The organism is Amycolatopsis sp. NPDC005003 (assembly GCF_053600695.1).
This window is the reverse complement of the sequence record NZ_JBSGAI010000042.1, coordinates 1-14,214: the sequence shown is the minus strand read 5'-3', so window position 1 is coordinate 14,214 and position 14,214 is coordinate 1. Positions and strand designations below refer to the sequence as shown.

General features: G+C 70.8%; 14 protein-coding genes and 1 pseudogene. 4 read left to right on the top strand and 11 right to left on the bottom strand.

Features of this window, described 5'->3' with window-relative positions; translation table 11 throughout:
• Positions 1 to 29: 29 nt before the first annotated feature.
• A complete protein-coding gene (locus ACWED2_RS36895; RefSeq protein WP_449695147.1) occupies positions 30 to 869 on the top strand; it encodes an SAM-dependent methyltransferase in 840 nt (279 codons plus the stop codon).
• Here the strand turns inward: ACWED2_RS36895 and ACWED2_RS36890 are convergent.
• The 6 genes from ACWED2_RS36890 to xerD all read right to left on the bottom strand — a co-directional run bounded on the left by ACWED2_RS36890 (position 848) and on the right by xerD (position 5,960).
• Positions 848 to 1,600, bottom strand: coding sequence for a pseudouridine synthase (locus tag ACWED2_RS36890; protein ID WP_176171269.1), 753 nt, complete (start codon positions 1,598 to 1,600; stop codon positions 848 to 850). The two genes, ACWED2_RS36895 and ACWED2_RS36890, sit on opposite strands and share 22 nt — an antisense overlap.
• Positions 1,587 to 2,474: an SMC-Scp complex subunit ScpB gene (scpB, locus tag ACWED2_RS36885; protein WP_449695222.1), complete on the bottom strand. Its 888-nt coding sequence runs from the start codon at positions 2,472 to 2,474 to the stop codon at positions 1,587 to 1,589. Before scpB ends, ACWED2_RS36890 begins: the two co-directional genes overlap by 14 nt.
• Positions 2,475 to 2,629: 155 nt before the next feature.
• Positions 2,630 to 3,532 carry a segregation and condensation protein A gene (locus tag ACWED2_RS36880; protein ID WP_449695146.1) on the bottom strand — a complete coding sequence of 301 codons (903 nt, stop codon included), beginning with the start codon at positions 3,530 to 3,532 and terminating at the stop codon, positions 2,630 to 2,632.
• A complete protein-coding gene (locus ACWED2_RS36875; protein ID WP_449695145.1) occupies positions 3,532 to 3,942 on the bottom strand; it encodes a cobyrinic acid a,c-diamide synthase in 411 nt (136 codons plus the stop codon). Before ACWED2_RS36875 ends, ACWED2_RS36880 begins: the two co-directional genes overlap by 1 nt.
• The gene (locus tag ACWED2_RS36870) at positions 3,939 to 4,910 is read right to left on the bottom strand and encodes a ParA family protein (protein ID WP_206796715.1); all 972 of its coding nucleotides are present in this window, start codon (positions 4,908 to 4,910) and stop codon (positions 3,939 to 3,941) included. The genes ACWED2_RS36875 and ACWED2_RS36870 overlap by 4 nt, the downstream gene beginning before the upstream one ends.
• A gap of 147 nt (positions 4,911 to 5,057) precedes the next feature.
• Entirely contained in the window at positions 5,058 to 5,960 is a 903-nt protein-coding gene (gene xerD, locus ACWED2_RS36865; RefSeq protein ID WP_449695221.1) for a site-specific tyrosine recombinase XerD, read from the bottom strand.
• Between the two features lie 92 nt (positions 5,961 to 6,052).
• Here xerD and ACWED2_RS36860 point away from each other — a divergent pair, with 92 nt between their 5' ends.
• Complete coding sequence (locus ACWED2_RS36860) at positions 6,053 to 6,553, top strand: DUF1707 domain-containing protein (RefSeq protein ID WP_449695144.1); 501 nt, start codon at positions 6,053 to 6,055, stop codon at positions 6,551 to 6,553.
• 21 nt (positions 6,554 to 6,574) lie between these two features.
• Here ACWED2_RS36860 and ACWED2_RS36855 read toward each other — a convergent pair whose 3' ends face one another.
• From ACWED2_RS36855 to ACWED2_RS36835, 5 genes are all read right to left on the bottom strand, one after another.
• Positions 6,575 to 7,204, bottom strand: coding sequence for an NUDIX domain-containing protein (locus ACWED2_RS36855; protein WP_449695143.1), 630 nt, complete (start codon positions 7,202 to 7,204; stop codon positions 6,575 to 6,577).
• Entirely contained in the window at positions 7,201 to 8,901 is a 1,701-nt protein-coding gene (locus ACWED2_RS36850; RefSeq protein WP_449695142.1) for a CTP synthase, read from the bottom strand. Before ACWED2_RS36850 ends, ACWED2_RS36855 begins: the two co-directional genes overlap by 4 nt.
• Before the next feature lie 88 nt (positions 8,902 to 8,989).
• A complete protein-coding gene (locus ACWED2_RS36845; RefSeq protein ID WP_449695141.1) occupies positions 8,990 to 10,150 on the bottom strand; it encodes an acyltransferase in 1,161 nt (386 codons plus the stop codon).
• A 236-nt stretch (positions 10,151 to 10,386) separates the two neighbouring features.
• Entirely contained in the window at positions 10,387 to 11,577 is a 1,191-nt protein-coding gene (locus ACWED2_RS36840; RefSeq protein ID WP_449695140.1) for a S53 family peptidase, read from the bottom strand.
• Positions 11,578 to 11,740: 163 nt separating this feature from the next.
• Positions 11,741 to 12,409, bottom strand: a complete 669-nt coding sequence (locus tag ACWED2_RS36835; protein WP_449695139.1) for a GntR family transcriptional regulator — start codon at positions 12,407 to 12,409, stop codon at positions 11,741 to 11,743.
• Positions 12,410 to 12,556: 147 nt separating this feature from the next.
• On the opposite strand from ACWED2_RS36835, the gene ACWED2_RS36830 reads away from it, so the two are divergent.
• A complete protein-coding gene (locus ACWED2_RS36830; RefSeq protein ID WP_449695138.1) occupies positions 12,557 to 13,978 on the top strand; it encodes an NCS1 family nucleobase:cation symporter-1 in 1,422 nt (473 codons plus the stop codon).
• Positions 13,975 to 14,118 (top strand): annotated as a pseudogene (locus ACWED2_RS36825) (aspartate/glutamate racemase family protein); the annotation flags it as partial. The gene ACWED2_RS36830 and the pseudogene ACWED2_RS36825, both read left to right, overlap by 4 nt.
• Positions 14,119 to 14,214 lie beyond the last annotated feature (96 nt).

The window sequence follows — 14,214 nt, the reverse complement described above, 5'->3', positions numbered from 1 at the left end:
AGCTGCTACGGCGGAAAGTCGGGCGTACGTTGGGATTCGTGACCGAGTCCCTGCCCGCGGTGAGCCGCACGGCCGTCGGCGTCGCCGCGTTGCGTGCCTACGAAAGCGGCCGCCCGGACCGCCTGTTCGAAGACCCGTACGCCGCCGCCTTCTACGAAGCCGGCCGCTCGGCGCTGCCCGAACGCGGCAGCACGCAGGCCGGGCTGGGCGCGTTGATGTACCCGCAGGTGGCGATCCGGACCCGGTTCTTCGACGACTACCTGCTCGGCGCCGGCTGCGCGCAGGTCGTGCTGCTCGCCGCCGGGCTCGACGCGCGGGCGTTCCGGCTGGCCTGGCCGCCGGGGATCCGGCTGTTCGAGCTCGACCTGCCGGACGTGCTGGCGTTCAAGGACGACGTGCTCGCCGCGCGGGGCGCGACACCGGCGTGCGAGCGGATCGTCGTGCGCGCCGACCTGCGGGAAGACTGGGCCACGGCACTGCGCGAAGCCGGGTTCGATCCCGCCCGGCCGACCGCGTGGCTGGCCGAGGGACTGTTGATCTACCTGTCGTACGACGAGGCCGCCCGGCTCCTGACGACGGTGGGCGAGCTGTCCGCCCCGGGCAGCCGGGTGTCGTTCGAGCACCGCCCGGGCGACGCACCGGACAGCCTGGTCTCCCGCGCCCGCGCGACCGAAGACGGCGAGCACGTCACCGCGTTGTGGCGCGGCGGCCTGCGGGACACCGCGCCGGAGTGGCTGGCCGCCCACGGCTGGGAGCCGTCGACGGTCACCCGCGCCGAGCTGGCCGCCGCCTACGGCCGCCCCTCGGCCGACGACGCGACCGCCGGCGGCTTCGTCACCGCCGAGTATCAGAGCTCGACGTTGCGGTAGAGCGCGCCGACCTCGGTCTTGGTCAGGCGCCGGATCGAGCCGACGCGCTGGTTGCCGAGCTGGACGTCGCCGACCGCCGTGCGGACCAGCTTCAGCACCGGGTGCCCGGTGTCCTTGAGCAAGCGGCGCACGATGTGCTTCTTGCCCTCGTGGATCACCAGCTCCACCAACGACTTGCCGGAGTGCATGTCCTTGACCCGGAACTGGTCGACCTTGACGATGCCGTCCGGCAGCTCCCAGCCGTTGCGCAGCTCCTTGCCGAGCCCGCGCGGCACCAGGCCGTCGACCTCGGCGAGGTAGGTCTTGAGCACCCGGTACGAGGGGTGCATCAGCCGGTGGCCGAGGTCGCCGTCGTTGGTGAGCAGCAGCAGGCCCTCGGTGTTCTCGTCGAGCCGTCCGACGTGCACGACGCCGGGGGTCTCCTCGTAGCGGCCGCGCAGGTAGTCGCCGACGCAGGGGCGGCCGCGGTCGTCCGACATCGTCGAGTGCACGCCCTTGGGCTTGTTCAGGGCGAGGTAGATGAGGTCGTCGCGCAGGTTCACCCGGGTGCCGTCGACGTGGATGATCGCCTCGTCGGGGTGCACGCGGCGGCCCAGCTCGGTGACGACCTCGCCGTCCACCTCGACCCGGCCGGCGACGATCAGGTCCTCCGCCGCGCGCCGGGAGGCGACCCCGGCCTGCGACAGCACCTTCTGCAGCCGGACGCCGTCGGGGTGTTCACTGGATGTCATCGATGGTGTCCACTTCGGGTAGCAGCGGAGCGATCGGGGGCAGGTCGTTCAGTGACGACAGCCCCAGTCGCTCCAGGAACAGCTCGGTCGTCACGTACAGCGTGCCGGTCGTCTCGGGATCGGTCCCCATCTCTTCGATGAGGCCGCGCGCGAGCAGCGTCCGGATCACGCCGTCCACGTTCACGCCGCGCACCGCGGCAACCCGCGCGCGGGTCACCGGCTGCCGGTACGCGATCACGGCGAGGCTCTCCAGCGCGGCCCTGGTCAGCTTCGACCGCTGGCCGTCCAGCAGGAGCTTCTCCACGAACGGGGCATAGACGTCCCTAGTGTAGAACCGCCACCCTTCGCCGACGCGCCGCAGGTCGATCCCGGAGTTCCGGTCGGTGAACTTCTGCGCCATGGTGCGCAGCGCGACGACGATCCGCGACTTGGGCTGGCCGAGGGTGTCGGCCAGCAGTTCTTCGCCGGCGGGCGAGTCGACGATGAGCAGCAGCGCTTCGAGCGCGGCTTCGAGGGTCTCGTCGGAGGTGACGTCCGGCATGGAGTCGGAGTCACCGGCGGCGACCAGGTCGGACTCGGGGTCGGCGGGGTCGGGCTCGGGCTCGGCAGGCGCTTCGGACTCGGTCGGCTCGGCACCAGCCTCGGCGGGCGCAGCCTCACCCGGCCCGGCAGCAGCCTCGGCAGGCGCTTCCGGCTCGGTCGGCTCGACAGCAGTCTCAGCGGGCGCAGGCTCGCCCGGCCCGGCGGCGGCCTCGGCAGGCGCTTCGGGCTCGGCGGGCGCGTCCTCGGCGGCCGCTTCTTCCACCGCGAGGGGCTCCACCGGCTCGCCGTCCTCGGTCACCGGCTCGCCCGACAGTGCCTCGTCCAGCGCCAGCTCCGCCGCGGCCTCCGCCGGCTCGGCCGGGGGCGGTTCGGGCGCCTCGACCTCGGCCGCCGGCGTTTCCTCGGCCGCCGGCGGCTCCTCGGCCGGCGCGTCGACCGGGATCTCCGGCGGTTCGGGCGGGGAAACCTGCTCGTCGTTCTCCGGGCTCACCCGTACTCCTCTTCGTCTCCGAACGCGCGGTCCAGCTCGGCCGCCGCGGAGGCTTCTTCCTTCGTGCCGCCCGTCCAGCGGACGTGCAGCTCGGCCAGTGCCTCGCTCTGCTCGAACTGCACCGTCGCCTCGCGGTAGAGCTCCAGCAGCGCCAGGAAGCGCGCCACGATCTCCACCGTGTGCTCGCAGTCGTCGACCAGCTCCCCGAACGTCGCCTGGCCGCGTTCGGCCAGCATCACCCGCAGGATCGCCGCGTGCTCGCGCACCGAAATGCGGCCCATGTGGATGTGGGCGATCGACACTGTCGGCGGCGGCTTCGGCCGGAACACCGCGACGGCGATGTCGGCGAACTTCTGCGGCGTCACGCCCAGCATCACCTCGGGCAGCAGCCCGACGAACCGCTCCTCCAGCGCCACCGACCGCGGGTAGCGCCGCAGCGCGTTCTGCTCCAGCTCGCCGAACAGCGCCGCCACCTGCTTGTACGCGCGGTACTGCAGGATCCGCGCGAACAGCAGGTCGCGGGCTTCGAGCAGCGCGAGATCGTCTTCGCTCTCCACCTCGGCCGACGGCAGCAGCCGCGCCGCCTTGAGGTCCAGCAGCGTCGCCGCGATGACCAGGAACTCCGTCGTCTCGTCGAGGTTCCAGTCGGTGCCCAGCGCCCGCGTGTACGCGATGAAGTCGTCGGTGACCCGGTGCAACGCCACTTCGGTGACGTCGAGCTGGTGCTGCGAGATCAGCTGCAGCAGCAGGTCGAACGGTCCTTCGAAGTTGGCCAGCCGCACCTTGAACTTCGACGTGCTCAGTTCTTCGGTGTTGACGCCTTCGGGGATCATCCCGCCGTGCACCGTCTGGTGCTCTTCGGGTACCTGGTCCTCCGGAGCCGGTGCCGGCTCGTCCATCAGCCCTCGGTTTCGCCGCCGTCTGAGCCGACCACCCGCAGCCGCTGCACCAGCACCGATTCCTCGCCGTTCTGGTCGAAGTCGGCCAGCAGCACCGCCACCGCCTCCCGGACCAGCCGGCCGCGGTCGACGACCAGGTCGTGCTTCGCACGCAGCGTCAACCGGGCCTGCTCCATGGCGACGAGCTCGTCGCCCGAGACGTACACGGTGATCTTCGCGTCGTGCTTGGTCCGGCCCGAGCCGTGCGGGGCCGCGCTGCGGGCGAGCTGGTCGGCCCGGCCGTTACCCGAAGGCTTCGGCTGAGGTTTCTCAACGGGCTCGGGGGGTGCCTGGGGAGGGAGATCGAGGGCGGGACTGGAGGTGATCCTGAAGAGTTCCGACGCTCCGGGCAGGGAAGCGCGCCTGCTCACCGAGCGATCACCTCGCGGGCCAGCTGGCGGTACGCCGCCGCGCCGGCCGACTTGGGCGCCCAGGTCGTGATCGGCTCACCCGCGACCGTCGTCTCGGGGAACCGCACGGTGCGGTTGATGACCGTGTCGAACACGGTCTCGCCGAATGCCTCCACCACGCGAGCCATGACCTCCTTCGAATGCAGGGTTCTCGGGTCGTACATGGTGGCGAGAATCCCGACTATGTCCAGTTTGGGGTTGAGGCGTTCCTGCACCTTCTCGATGGTGTCGATCAGGAGGGCGACGCCTCGCAGACTGAAGAACTCGCACTCCAGCGGGATGATCACGCCGTCCGCGGCGGTCAGCGCGTTCACCGTGAGCAAGCCGAGCGAGGGCTGGCAGTCGACAAGAACATAGTCGTAGTCGTTCATGACCGGACGCAGGACCCGTAACAACGTGTGCTCGCGCCCTACCTCAGCGACGAGCTGGACCTCCGCCGCGGACAGGTCGATGTTGCTCGGCAGCAGGTCAACGCCGTCGACGCGGGTTTTCATCAGCACGTCGGTGGCGCTGACCGACCGCTCCATGATGGCGTTGTAGACCGTCTGGTCCAGCTCGTGCGGCTGGATGCCGAGGCCGACGGCGAGCGCGCCCTGCGGGTCGAAGTCGACGAGCAGCACCTTCCGCCCGTACTCGGCGAGGGCGGCACCCAGGTTGATGGTCGACGTCGTCTTGCCGACGCCGCCCTTCTGGTTGCACATCGCCATGATCTTGGCCGGGCCGTGCTTGTCGAGCGGGGCCGGATCGGGGTGCTCGCGGATCGGGCGGCCGGTGGGCCCGATGCCCTCGAGCTTCACCTTCTTGCCGTTGCGCTCCTGCTGATCGTCGCCGTCGTGGTCGATCGGTGTCGCGATGGTGACCTGGCTGAGGTTCGCCGCCGCCGACCCGGCGGACTCGGCCGGTACGGCCGGCTGGTTCGGTGTCGACATGGCGCGAAAGCTCCTTGTTCGTCAGCGTCCGCCGCAGCCTATGCGCGGAGTCGGAGCCCCGGCAAAGCAACGCGCCGGACTCGACGGGGCAATGTCACTCGACCGTCGGTGCAGGCTACGAAGGCCCTTCACGCTCTATAGGGCTGTCTAGCCCAACGCTCGCGGGTGCGCCGTCGCGTACACCTCGCGCAAGGTATTGACCGTGACCAGCGTGTACACCTGGGTCGTCGTCACCGAGGCGTGGCCGAGGAGTTCTTGGACGACGCGGACATCGGCGCCGCCTTCGAGCAGGTGCGTGGCGAAGGAGTGGCGGAGCGTGTGCGGCGACACCGCGGCTTTGATACCCGCCCGTTCGGCGGTGTCCTTGAGGACCTGCCACGCGCTCTGCCGCGAGAGCCGGCTGCCGCGGGCGTTGAGGAACAGCGCCGCCGTCCCCCGCCCGTGCGCGGCCAGCGCCGGGCGGGCGCGGACGGTGTAGGCGTGCAGCGCGGCGAGCGCGGGACGGCCGATCGGCACCAGCCGCTGCTTGCCGCCCTTGCCGTCGAGCAGCACCGTGCGTTCGCCGGCATCGACGTCGTCGACGTCCAGGCCGACCGCCTCGGAGATCCGGGCCCCGGTGGAATAGAGCAGCTCGAGCAGCGCCCGGTCGCGCAGCGGGCGTTCGCCGTCCGGCGGCGGGGTCTCCAGCAGCCGCAGCACGTCGTCGACCGGCAGCGCCTTGGGCAGGCGCTTCGCCGGCGTCGGCGGCCGGACCTCCCGGGCCGGGTTGTGCTCGGTGAGGCCCTCGGCGTGCGCGAACTTGTGCAGGCCTCGCACGGCGACCAGGGCCCGCGCGGCGGACGACGCCGCGAGCGGCTTGTGCTCGTCGTCGCCCTCCCGCAGGGCGGCGCCGAAGGCCGTGACGTGCGCGGACGTGACGTCGGCGATCTTCGCGACGCCCAGGCCGTCCAGGTGCGCGGCGTACCGGCGCAGGTCGCGGGCGTAGCTGTCCAGGGTGTTGCGCGCGGTCCCGCGTTCGACGACCAGGTGGTCGAGGTACGCGGCGATCACGCCGTCCGTGCTGCCCGGGGCTGCCACGCCGTCACCTTAGGCCGCCCGGCGCTCGTGACCCGGCAGAAACCCCGCTCGGTTACGGTGGATCCATGGGGTCCGACGAACTCCGCATCGGCACGGCCGAGCGCGAGGAGGCAGCCAGGCTGCTGGCCGATCACTTCGGCATGGGCCGCATCAGCCCGGACGAGTACGAGTCCCGGGTGACCGACGCCTACGCGGCGATGACGCTGGGTGACCTGCGGCCGCTGTTCCGCGACCTGCCGCACCCGCACCCGGGCTTCTTCGGGCCGCCGGCGGGCCCCGCGCAGATGCCGACGCAGGTGTACGCGCCGCCCTCGGCGCCCGTGGCGATGCCGTACGGGCCGCCGCCGGTGGTGTACTCGCCCCGGTCGAGGACGGTGGCCGGGGTGCTGCAGATCGTGCTGCCCTTCGGCGTCGGCCGGTTCTACACCGGCCAGACCGGCCTGGGCGTCGCCCAGCTCTTCGCCACCTTCTGCACCGGAGTCGGCGTGTTCTGGCCGATCATCGACGGCATCATGCTGCTGGTCAACGGCGGGACGGACGCCGAAGGCCGCCCGCTGCGCCCCTGAGCCGGGGCGCAGCGGAGCGGTTCAGGCTTCTTTGCGCTTGGCGAACGCCGTCGGCCGGTCCTCCCACGGAGCGTCCGCCGGGCGGGCCGGCGCCGCGCCGGTGAGCACCGCGTGGGTGGCCAGCACGCCGGACACGGTGGCGCCGTTCAGCAGCTCGCCGGCCAGCGCCATCCGGACCGCCTCGGCGAGCGGGAACTTGCGGATCACCAGGTCCGCCTCCTCCTCGCCGAGCACCTCGCGATCCACATCGGACAGTCCACGGGCCAGGAAGACCCGGACGACCTCGTCGGTGAAGCCGGGCGACGCCGCGACGTCGACCAGGGTCACCCAGTCCGAAGCGGCCAGGCCGGCCTCTTCGACGAGCTCGCGCTTGGCCGTGCCGACCGGGTCCTCGCCGAGGTGGTCGATCAGGCCGGCGGGCAGCTCCCACAGCCGGTGCCCGATCGGGTGCCGGTACTGGTGGATGAGCGTGACCTGCTGCTCGTCGTCCAGCGCGACGATCGCCACCGCGCCGAGGTGCTCGATCACCTCGCGGACGGCAGTGCCGCCACCCGGCATCACGACGTCGTCGATGCGCAGGCCGACGACCCGTCCGATGTGGACGTCCCGGCTCGAGGCGACGCTGAACTCGTGCTCGCCCGGCGCGGTCACCGGGCCGCCACCGGGGCCTCGGGCAGCTCGACCGGCAGCCGCTCGGCGACCTTGCGGTCCACCACGGCCTTGACGAACGCGCTGAACAGCGGGTGCGGCCGGGTCGGGCGGCTCTTCAGCTCGGGGTGCGCCTGCGTGCCGACGAAGAACGGGTGCTTGTCGGCGGGCAGCTCGACGAACTCGACCAGGTGGTCGTCCGGCGAGGTGCCGGAGAACACGAGCCCCGCGTCCGAGAGCTGCTTGCGGTAGGCGTTGTTGACCTCGTAGCGGTGCCGGTGCCGCTCGGAGACCTCGGTGGTGCCGTACGCCTTCGCGACCTGCGAACCCGCCTTGAGCTTCGCCGGGTACGCGCCCAGGCGCATGGTGCCGCCCATGTCCCGCTCACCCGCGACGACGTCACGCTGGTCGGCCATGGTCGAGATCACCGGGTGCTTGGTGTTCTCGTCGAACTCCGACGAGCCGGCGTCGGTGATGCCGGCCAGGTGCCGGGCCGCCTCGATGACCATGCACTGCAGGCCGAGGCACAGGCCGAGCAGCGGGACGCCGCGGGTGCGGGCGTACTCGATCGCGCCGACCTTGCCCTCGATGCCGCGGATGCCGAACCCGCCCGGGATCAGCACACCGTCCACATCGGACAGCACGGACGCGGCGCCGGACGCGGTCTGCGCGTCGTCGGAGGCGACCCAGACGATCTCGACCTTGGCGCGGTGGGCGAACCCGCCCGCACGCAGGGCCTCGGTGACCGAGAGGTAGGCGTCCGGCAGGTCGATGTACTTGCCGACGACGGCGATCCGGACGATCTCGCTCGGGTTGTGCACCCGGTCGAGCAGGTCACCCCACACCGTCCAGTCGACGTCGCGGAACGGCAGGCCTAGGCGGCGGACGACGTAGGCGTCGAGGGCCTCGCCGTGCAGGACCTTCGGAATGTCGTAGATGGACCGCGCGTCCGGGCAGGCGATGACGGCCTCGGTGTCGACGTCGCACATCAGGCCGATCTTGCGCTTGAGGTCCTCCGGGATCTCCCGGTCGGCCCGGCAGACCAGCGCGTCCGGCTGGATACCGATGTTGCGCAGCGCGGCGACCGAGTGCTGGGTCGGCTTGGTCTTCAGCTCGCCCGACGGCGCCAGGTACGGCACCAGCGAGACGTGCAGGAAGAAGCAGTGGTCGCGGCCGACGTCGTGGCGGACCTGGCGGCAGGCCTCCAGGAACGGCAGGGACTCGATGTCGCCGACCGTGCCGCCGACCTCGGTGATCACGACGTCCGGCGACTGGCCGGTCTCGTCCGGCCCGGCGGCCGCGGTGATCCGGGCCTTGATCTCGTCGGTGATGTGCGGGATGACCTGCACGGTGTCGCCGAGGTACTCGCCGCGGCGTTCCTTGGCGATCACCTCGGAGTAGACCTGGCCGGTGGTGACGTTGGCCTTGCCGTCGAGGTCGCGGTCGAGGAACCGCTCGTAGTGGCCGATGTCGAGGTCGGTCTCGGCGCCGTCGTCGGTGACGAACACCTCACCGTGCTGGAACGGGTTCATCGTCCCGGGGTCGACGTTGAGGTAGGGGTCGAGCTTCTGCATCGTGACGCGAAGCCCGCGCGCGGTAAGGAGCTGACCGAGGCTGGAAGCCGTGAGTCCCTTACCCAGAGAGGAGGCGACGCCTCCGGTGACAAAGACGTACTTGGTTGCCCGTGACTGAAGTCCCACGGGCCGCCAGCATATCCCACTCCTGCGGATCCGCGCGCTGTGACTCGCCCGAGCCGCCGGATATGACCTGAGCCACCCACCCGGGTGACTAAGCCGCAGCCTTCACCGACCGCAGCCGCGGGCGGCCCGTGAGCGCCCGGCTCCCCGGCAACCGCCGCAGGACCTCCACGATCAGGATGGTCAGGACGATCGTCGCCACGTAGATGATCACGCTGAGCCACGGCGCGCCGAACCGCTCCGCGACGTGCGGGATCGCCGGCCCGAGCAGCGCCAGGGCGAGCGGGTGCACGAGGAAGATGCTGAACGACCGGTTCGCCGCCCACGAGACCACCCGGGCGCCGCGGCCGCCTTCGCGGCGGCGTGCCGCCCACCTGGTGGTGAACGCGTAGATCGCGGCGATGACGGTGAGGAACCACGGGATCAGGTACGGCTGGAACGGATCGCTGGCCACCTGGGGGAACGTTCCACTGTGGACAGTTCGGAAGTAGAACCACTCGGTGCCGGCCAGCACCGCCACCAGCGCGCCGCCGAGCAGCAGCCGGTGGCGCCCCACCCAGGCGTGCACCGTCTCGAAGTGCATGGCCACCACGGCACCGAACAGCGTGTAGAACTGGTACGGCAGGATCGTGCCGTACAGGTGGGTGATCGTCTCGTAGCTCACCCCGAACGGCTGATAAGTCATGAACAGCGTCACGCCGACCTGCACCAGCCCGCTGCCGAGCAGCAGCCACTTGTGCTTGCCCTCGGTCGCCCGCAGGAGCTTCACCAGCACCGGGAACAGCAGGTAGACCTGCATCGTCACGAGCAGGAAGTACAGGTGGTACCAGGCCCCGCCGGTGACGAGGTCCTTCAGCAGCAGGCGCATCGACGCCTCGAGCGAGCCCGGCTGCTGCTCGCCGGTCACCAGGCCGTACGCCCAGAAGAACATCGACCACGCGAGGTAGGGCGTGGCCACCAGCGGGAGCCGCCGTCGCCAGAAGTCGCCGGCGGTGAACTCGCGGCGGCGGTTCTGGAACACGAGCACGAACCCGGTGAGCGCGAAGAAGGCCTCGCGGGTGAAGTGCAGCGGCGTCTCGACGGCGTTGGCGCCGACGTCCTGCGCGAAGTTCGTCGCGCCCACCACGTGGATGAGGATGACGCAGGCGAACGTGATCAACCGGAACAGGTCGATCTGGTGGAGGTAGGGCGCTTTGCCGCCCGGTCTCGTGCTGCGGGCGGGGGCTTCGAGTGTGGCCTGGGCGGTCGTCATCGTGCCGCCGATCCGGCACCGTCGTCGGCGTGCTTCACGTTGTCAGACTTGCCACCCATTCTGTGAATTTCCCATGAAGCCGCTGGGAAGCGCCTGTTGGCGGGGCTTCTCGGGGGTGTCGGATATGCCACGTCCGCTCGGGATGCGCGGGTACGGTGATCATGTTAGTGCTCAGAGTGAGGGGCCACCACGTGGGCGTGCCGCCGCCGACGTGATGGCCCTTACGCGGGAAGCACTCAGAAGGCGGCGGCTCCGTTCGGGGTGCCGAGCCCGGTCGGGCCGTCGTAGCCGGTCACGGCGGTGCAGAGGTAGCTGCCGCCGCACGAGCCGTTGCTGCCGCCGCTCACATCGTTGAGCGACGATGTGTGCGAGTACACAGTGTTCGCCCCCGTGACACCGCTGACACCGCCCAGCGCGTAGACGCCGCCGACGACCGGCGCCGCGACGCTCGTGCCGCCGAACACCAGCCAGCCGGAGCGGCCTTGGTAGGCCGTGCTGTCGTAGACCGCGACGCCGGTGGCCGGGTCGGCGACGGCGCTGACGTCGGCGACCGTGCGCTTGGCGCACCCGCTGTCGGTCTGCCACGACGGCTTGGTGATGTACGCCGAGCAGCCGCTGCCCGCGCCGCTCCACGCCGTCTCGCTCCAGCCGCGGGTGTTCGACGCCTTCTTCAGGCTGGTGCCGCCGACCGCGGTGACGTACCGGGACGCGGCCGGGAACTCGACGCCGTAGCCGGAGTCGCCGGAGCTGACCGTGATCGCCACGCCGGGGTGGTTGAAGTACTGCCCTTCGGAGCTCGCCTCGCCGGAGAACTCGCCGCCGCCGTAGCTGTTGCTGACCACTTCGGCGCCGAGCCGGACGGCGGTGTTCACCGCGGTGCCGAGGTTGGCGAAGCTCGACGAGGTGCCCTCGACCAGCAGGATGTTGCACTTGGGGCAGATCGCCGAGGCCATGTCGAGGTCGAGCGAGATCTCCTGGGCCCAGCCGCCGTCCTTGCGCGGGTAGCCGGTGCCGCCGTTCTGGTCGGCCTTGGCGAAGCACGGCGTGGTGCTCGCGTCGACCGACGACGGCGTGCAGGACGCGAGCGCGGGGATGCCGTACTGGGCGCGGTACACGTTGACGTCGGCGAAGGCGGTCGGGGCGTCGTAGGCGTCCACGATGGCGATCGTGCGGCCGGCGCCCGCGCTGCCCGCGAGCGAGCCGAGGTTGTACGCCGAGAGCAGGTCGGCCGGGCCGAGCCCGGACGGCGTGGCGGCCGCGGCGAAGGCGGTGTCGGTGTTGATCCAGGCGTTGCAGGCCGCGAACCCGGCCGGCGCGACCGAGCAGACGCGCTGGGCGTGGGTGTGGCCTGCGGGCGCCGCCTCGGCGACGCCGGTGACGGTCAGGGCGAGGGTGAAGGCGGCGGCCAGTACTGGGGCACTACGCACGGTGAACCTCCCGGACGGCGGGGACCCCGGTCGGCGAGACCGGTGGCCGAAGACCGTAAGCGGCCGTTCGGCGGCGTGGCACGGCCCAAAGTCGGATCACCGTTGGTGCGAATGGCTGAAAAACCGGGCGCACATGCGCATTCCTCGCCAAACCGGACGGCACTCAGCCCGCGGGCCGCTCACCGGGTTCTTCACCGAAGAGCGAACGCAGCGTCACCTCGCGGTTCACCCGCACGTGCTCGACCGCGGAGTTCTTCGCCCGGTCGGCGTCCCCCGACGCGATCGCGTCGAAGAGCCGGCGGTGCTCGTCGAGCAGCTCGGCCCAGTGCTCGTTCTGGCTCGTGAGCCAGCGGAGCCTGCCCTCGAGGGGCTGGAGCATGGTGGAGAGCAGGGCATTGCCGGCGATGGTGACGATCTCGTCGTGGAAGCGCGAGTTCAGCACGGTGATCCGGGCGGCGTCGCCGCGGGCCGTGGCGCGGGCGGCGTCGGCGAGGGTGCGCTCGAGCCCCTTCAGCTCGGGCGCGCCCGCACGGGACGCCGCCAGCCCGGCGGCCAGCCCCTCCAAGGCCTCGCGGACGTCGAACAGCTCCTCGACGTCGACTCGCGCCAGCTGCCGGACGACGACCCGCCGCGGCGACTGGACGACGAGGAAGCCCTCGGCCTCCAGGCTGCGGATGGCCTCGCGCACCGGCACCCTGGACACGCCGAGGTCTTCGGCCAGCTCGCGCTCGACCAGCCTGTCGCCCGGGCGGAGCCGGCCGGTCAGGATCCGTTCGCGCAGCTCCTCGCGGACCCGCTGCCGGGTGGCCGCGAGGGGTTGCCGCTCGTTCACCGCGCCCCTCCTTCAACACCGCCGTAACCGGCCGTAACACGAGTTTATCGGCCGGAGGGTTGACTCCGGCAGAAGCCGGGGCGATATTTGGGATTCCAAAGTTTGGTATCCCAAATCGCCGTCCTTGCACGTCGATCGGAGGGCCTCATGACCGCCGCCCCGCTCACGGAATCCTCTCAAGAGACGACTCCGCCGCCCGATCCCCGCCTCTGGAACGAAGACCTCGCCCCCGCGAAGGAACGCCGGTGGAAGGTCTACGACATCTTCGCGCTGTGGATGTCCGACGTGCACAACCTCGGCAACTACACGTTCGCGGCCGGCCTGTTCGTGCTCGGCCTGTCGGCCTGGCAGGTGTTCACCGCCCTGCTGTTCGGGTTCATCATCATCTACGTCGGCATGAACCTGATGGGCCGGATCGGCCAGCGCACCGGTGTGCCGTTCCCGGTCGTCGCGCGGATCAGCTTCGGCACGTTCGGCGCCAACCTGCCCGCGCTGATCCGGGCGATCATCGCGATCTTCTGGTACGGCATCCAGACCTACCTCGCGAGCGTGGCCATCACGCTGCTCGTGCTCGCCATCGACCCGGGCCTGAAACCGTGGACCGAACACGGTTTCCTCGGCCTGCACGCGCTCGGCTGGATCTGCTTCGTCGCGCTGTGGGCGGTGCAGGCGCTGATCCTGACCCGCGGCATGGAGTCCGTGCGCAAGTTCCAGGACTGGTGCGGCCCGGCGATCTGGGTCGTGATGATCGCCCTCGCCGTCTGGATCCTCGCCGCCGGGCACTGGAACATCTCCTTCACCAGCAGCCCGAAGCAGCTGTCGACCGGCGAGCAGATCCGGCAGTGGTTCGGCGCGGCCGGGCTCATCCTGGCCACCTACGGCACGCTCATGCTCAACTTCTGCGACTTCTCCCGGTTCGCCCCGGACCAGAAGACCGTGAAGCGCGGCAACTTCTGGGGCCTGCCGATCAACTCGACGGCGTTCGCGCTGCTGTCGGTGATCGTCACCGCGGGCAGCATGCAGGTGTTCGGCGAGGCGATCACCGACCCCGCCGAGCTGCTGGCCAAGGTGCACAGCACGCCGGTGCTCATCGTCGGCGCGCTGACGTTCGCCATCGCCACCATGGGCGTCAACATCGTCGCGAACTTCGTCTCCCCCGCCTACGACCTGGCGAACATCTGGCCGAAGCGGATCACCTTCACCATCGGCGGGATGATCAGCGCCGTCGCGGCCCTGTGCGTGCTGCCGTGGAAGCTGTACTCCTCGCCGGCGGTGGTCAACTACTTCCTCGGCGGGCTCGGCGCGTTCCTCGGCCCGCTGTTCGGCATCATGATCGTCGACTACTACCTGATCCGGCGCGGAAAGGTCGACGTCGCCCAGCTGTTCGTCGACGGCGGGAGCTACCCGCGGGTGAATCCGCGCGCGCTGGTGACGTTCTTCCCGACCGCGGCGCTGTCCGCCGTCATCGCGCTGGTGCCGTTCTTCGCCCCGGCCGCGCCGTACTCGTGGTTCATCGGCACGGCGTCGTCCGCGGCGCTTTACTACGTGGTGTCGAGGAAACACCGATGAGGATCGTCGTCACCAACTGCAACACCACCGAGGCGATGACGAAGGACATCGAAGCCGGGGCCCGCGCGGCCGCGAGCCCCGGCACCGAGATCCTCGCCCGGACGCCTCGCTGGGGCCCCGAGTCCGCGGAGGGCTGGCTGGCACTGTGGACGCGGTAGCCCCAGCGGCGTCGGACCTGCGCACCGGGGACGCGGTGCAGCTCACGCTCGACCCCGACGGCATCGCGGTGGTCGGCT

What these genes read in the sequence shown, in the direction of transcription:
- ACWED2_RS36890 (WP_176171269.1), bottom strand. Translation starts at nt 1,600, where the DNA reads ATGACATCCAGTGAACACCCCGACGGCGTCCGGCTGCAGAAGGTGCTG.
- ACWED2_RS36880 (WP_449695146.1), bottom strand. Translation starts at nt 3,532, where the DNA reads ATGGACGAGCCGGCACCGGCTCCGGAGGACCAGGTACCCGAAGAGCAC.
- ACWED2_RS36870 (WP_206796715.1), bottom strand. Translation starts at nt 4,910, where the DNA reads ATGTCGACACCGAACCAGCCGGCCGTACCGGCCGAGTCCGCCGGGTCG.
- ACWED2_RS36860 (WP_449695144.1), top strand. Translation starts at nt 6,053, where the DNA reads ATGGGGTCCGACGAACTCCGCATCGGCACGGCCGAGCGCGAGGAGGCA.
- ACWED2_RS36845 (WP_449695141.1), bottom strand. Translation starts at nt 10,150, where the DNA reads ATGACGACCGCCCAGGCCACACTCGAAGCCCCCGCCCGCAGCACGAGA.
- ACWED2_RS36830 (WP_449695138.1), top strand. Translation starts at nt 12,557, where the DNA reads ATGACCGCCGCCCCGCTCACGGAATCCTCTCAAGAGACGACTCCGCCG.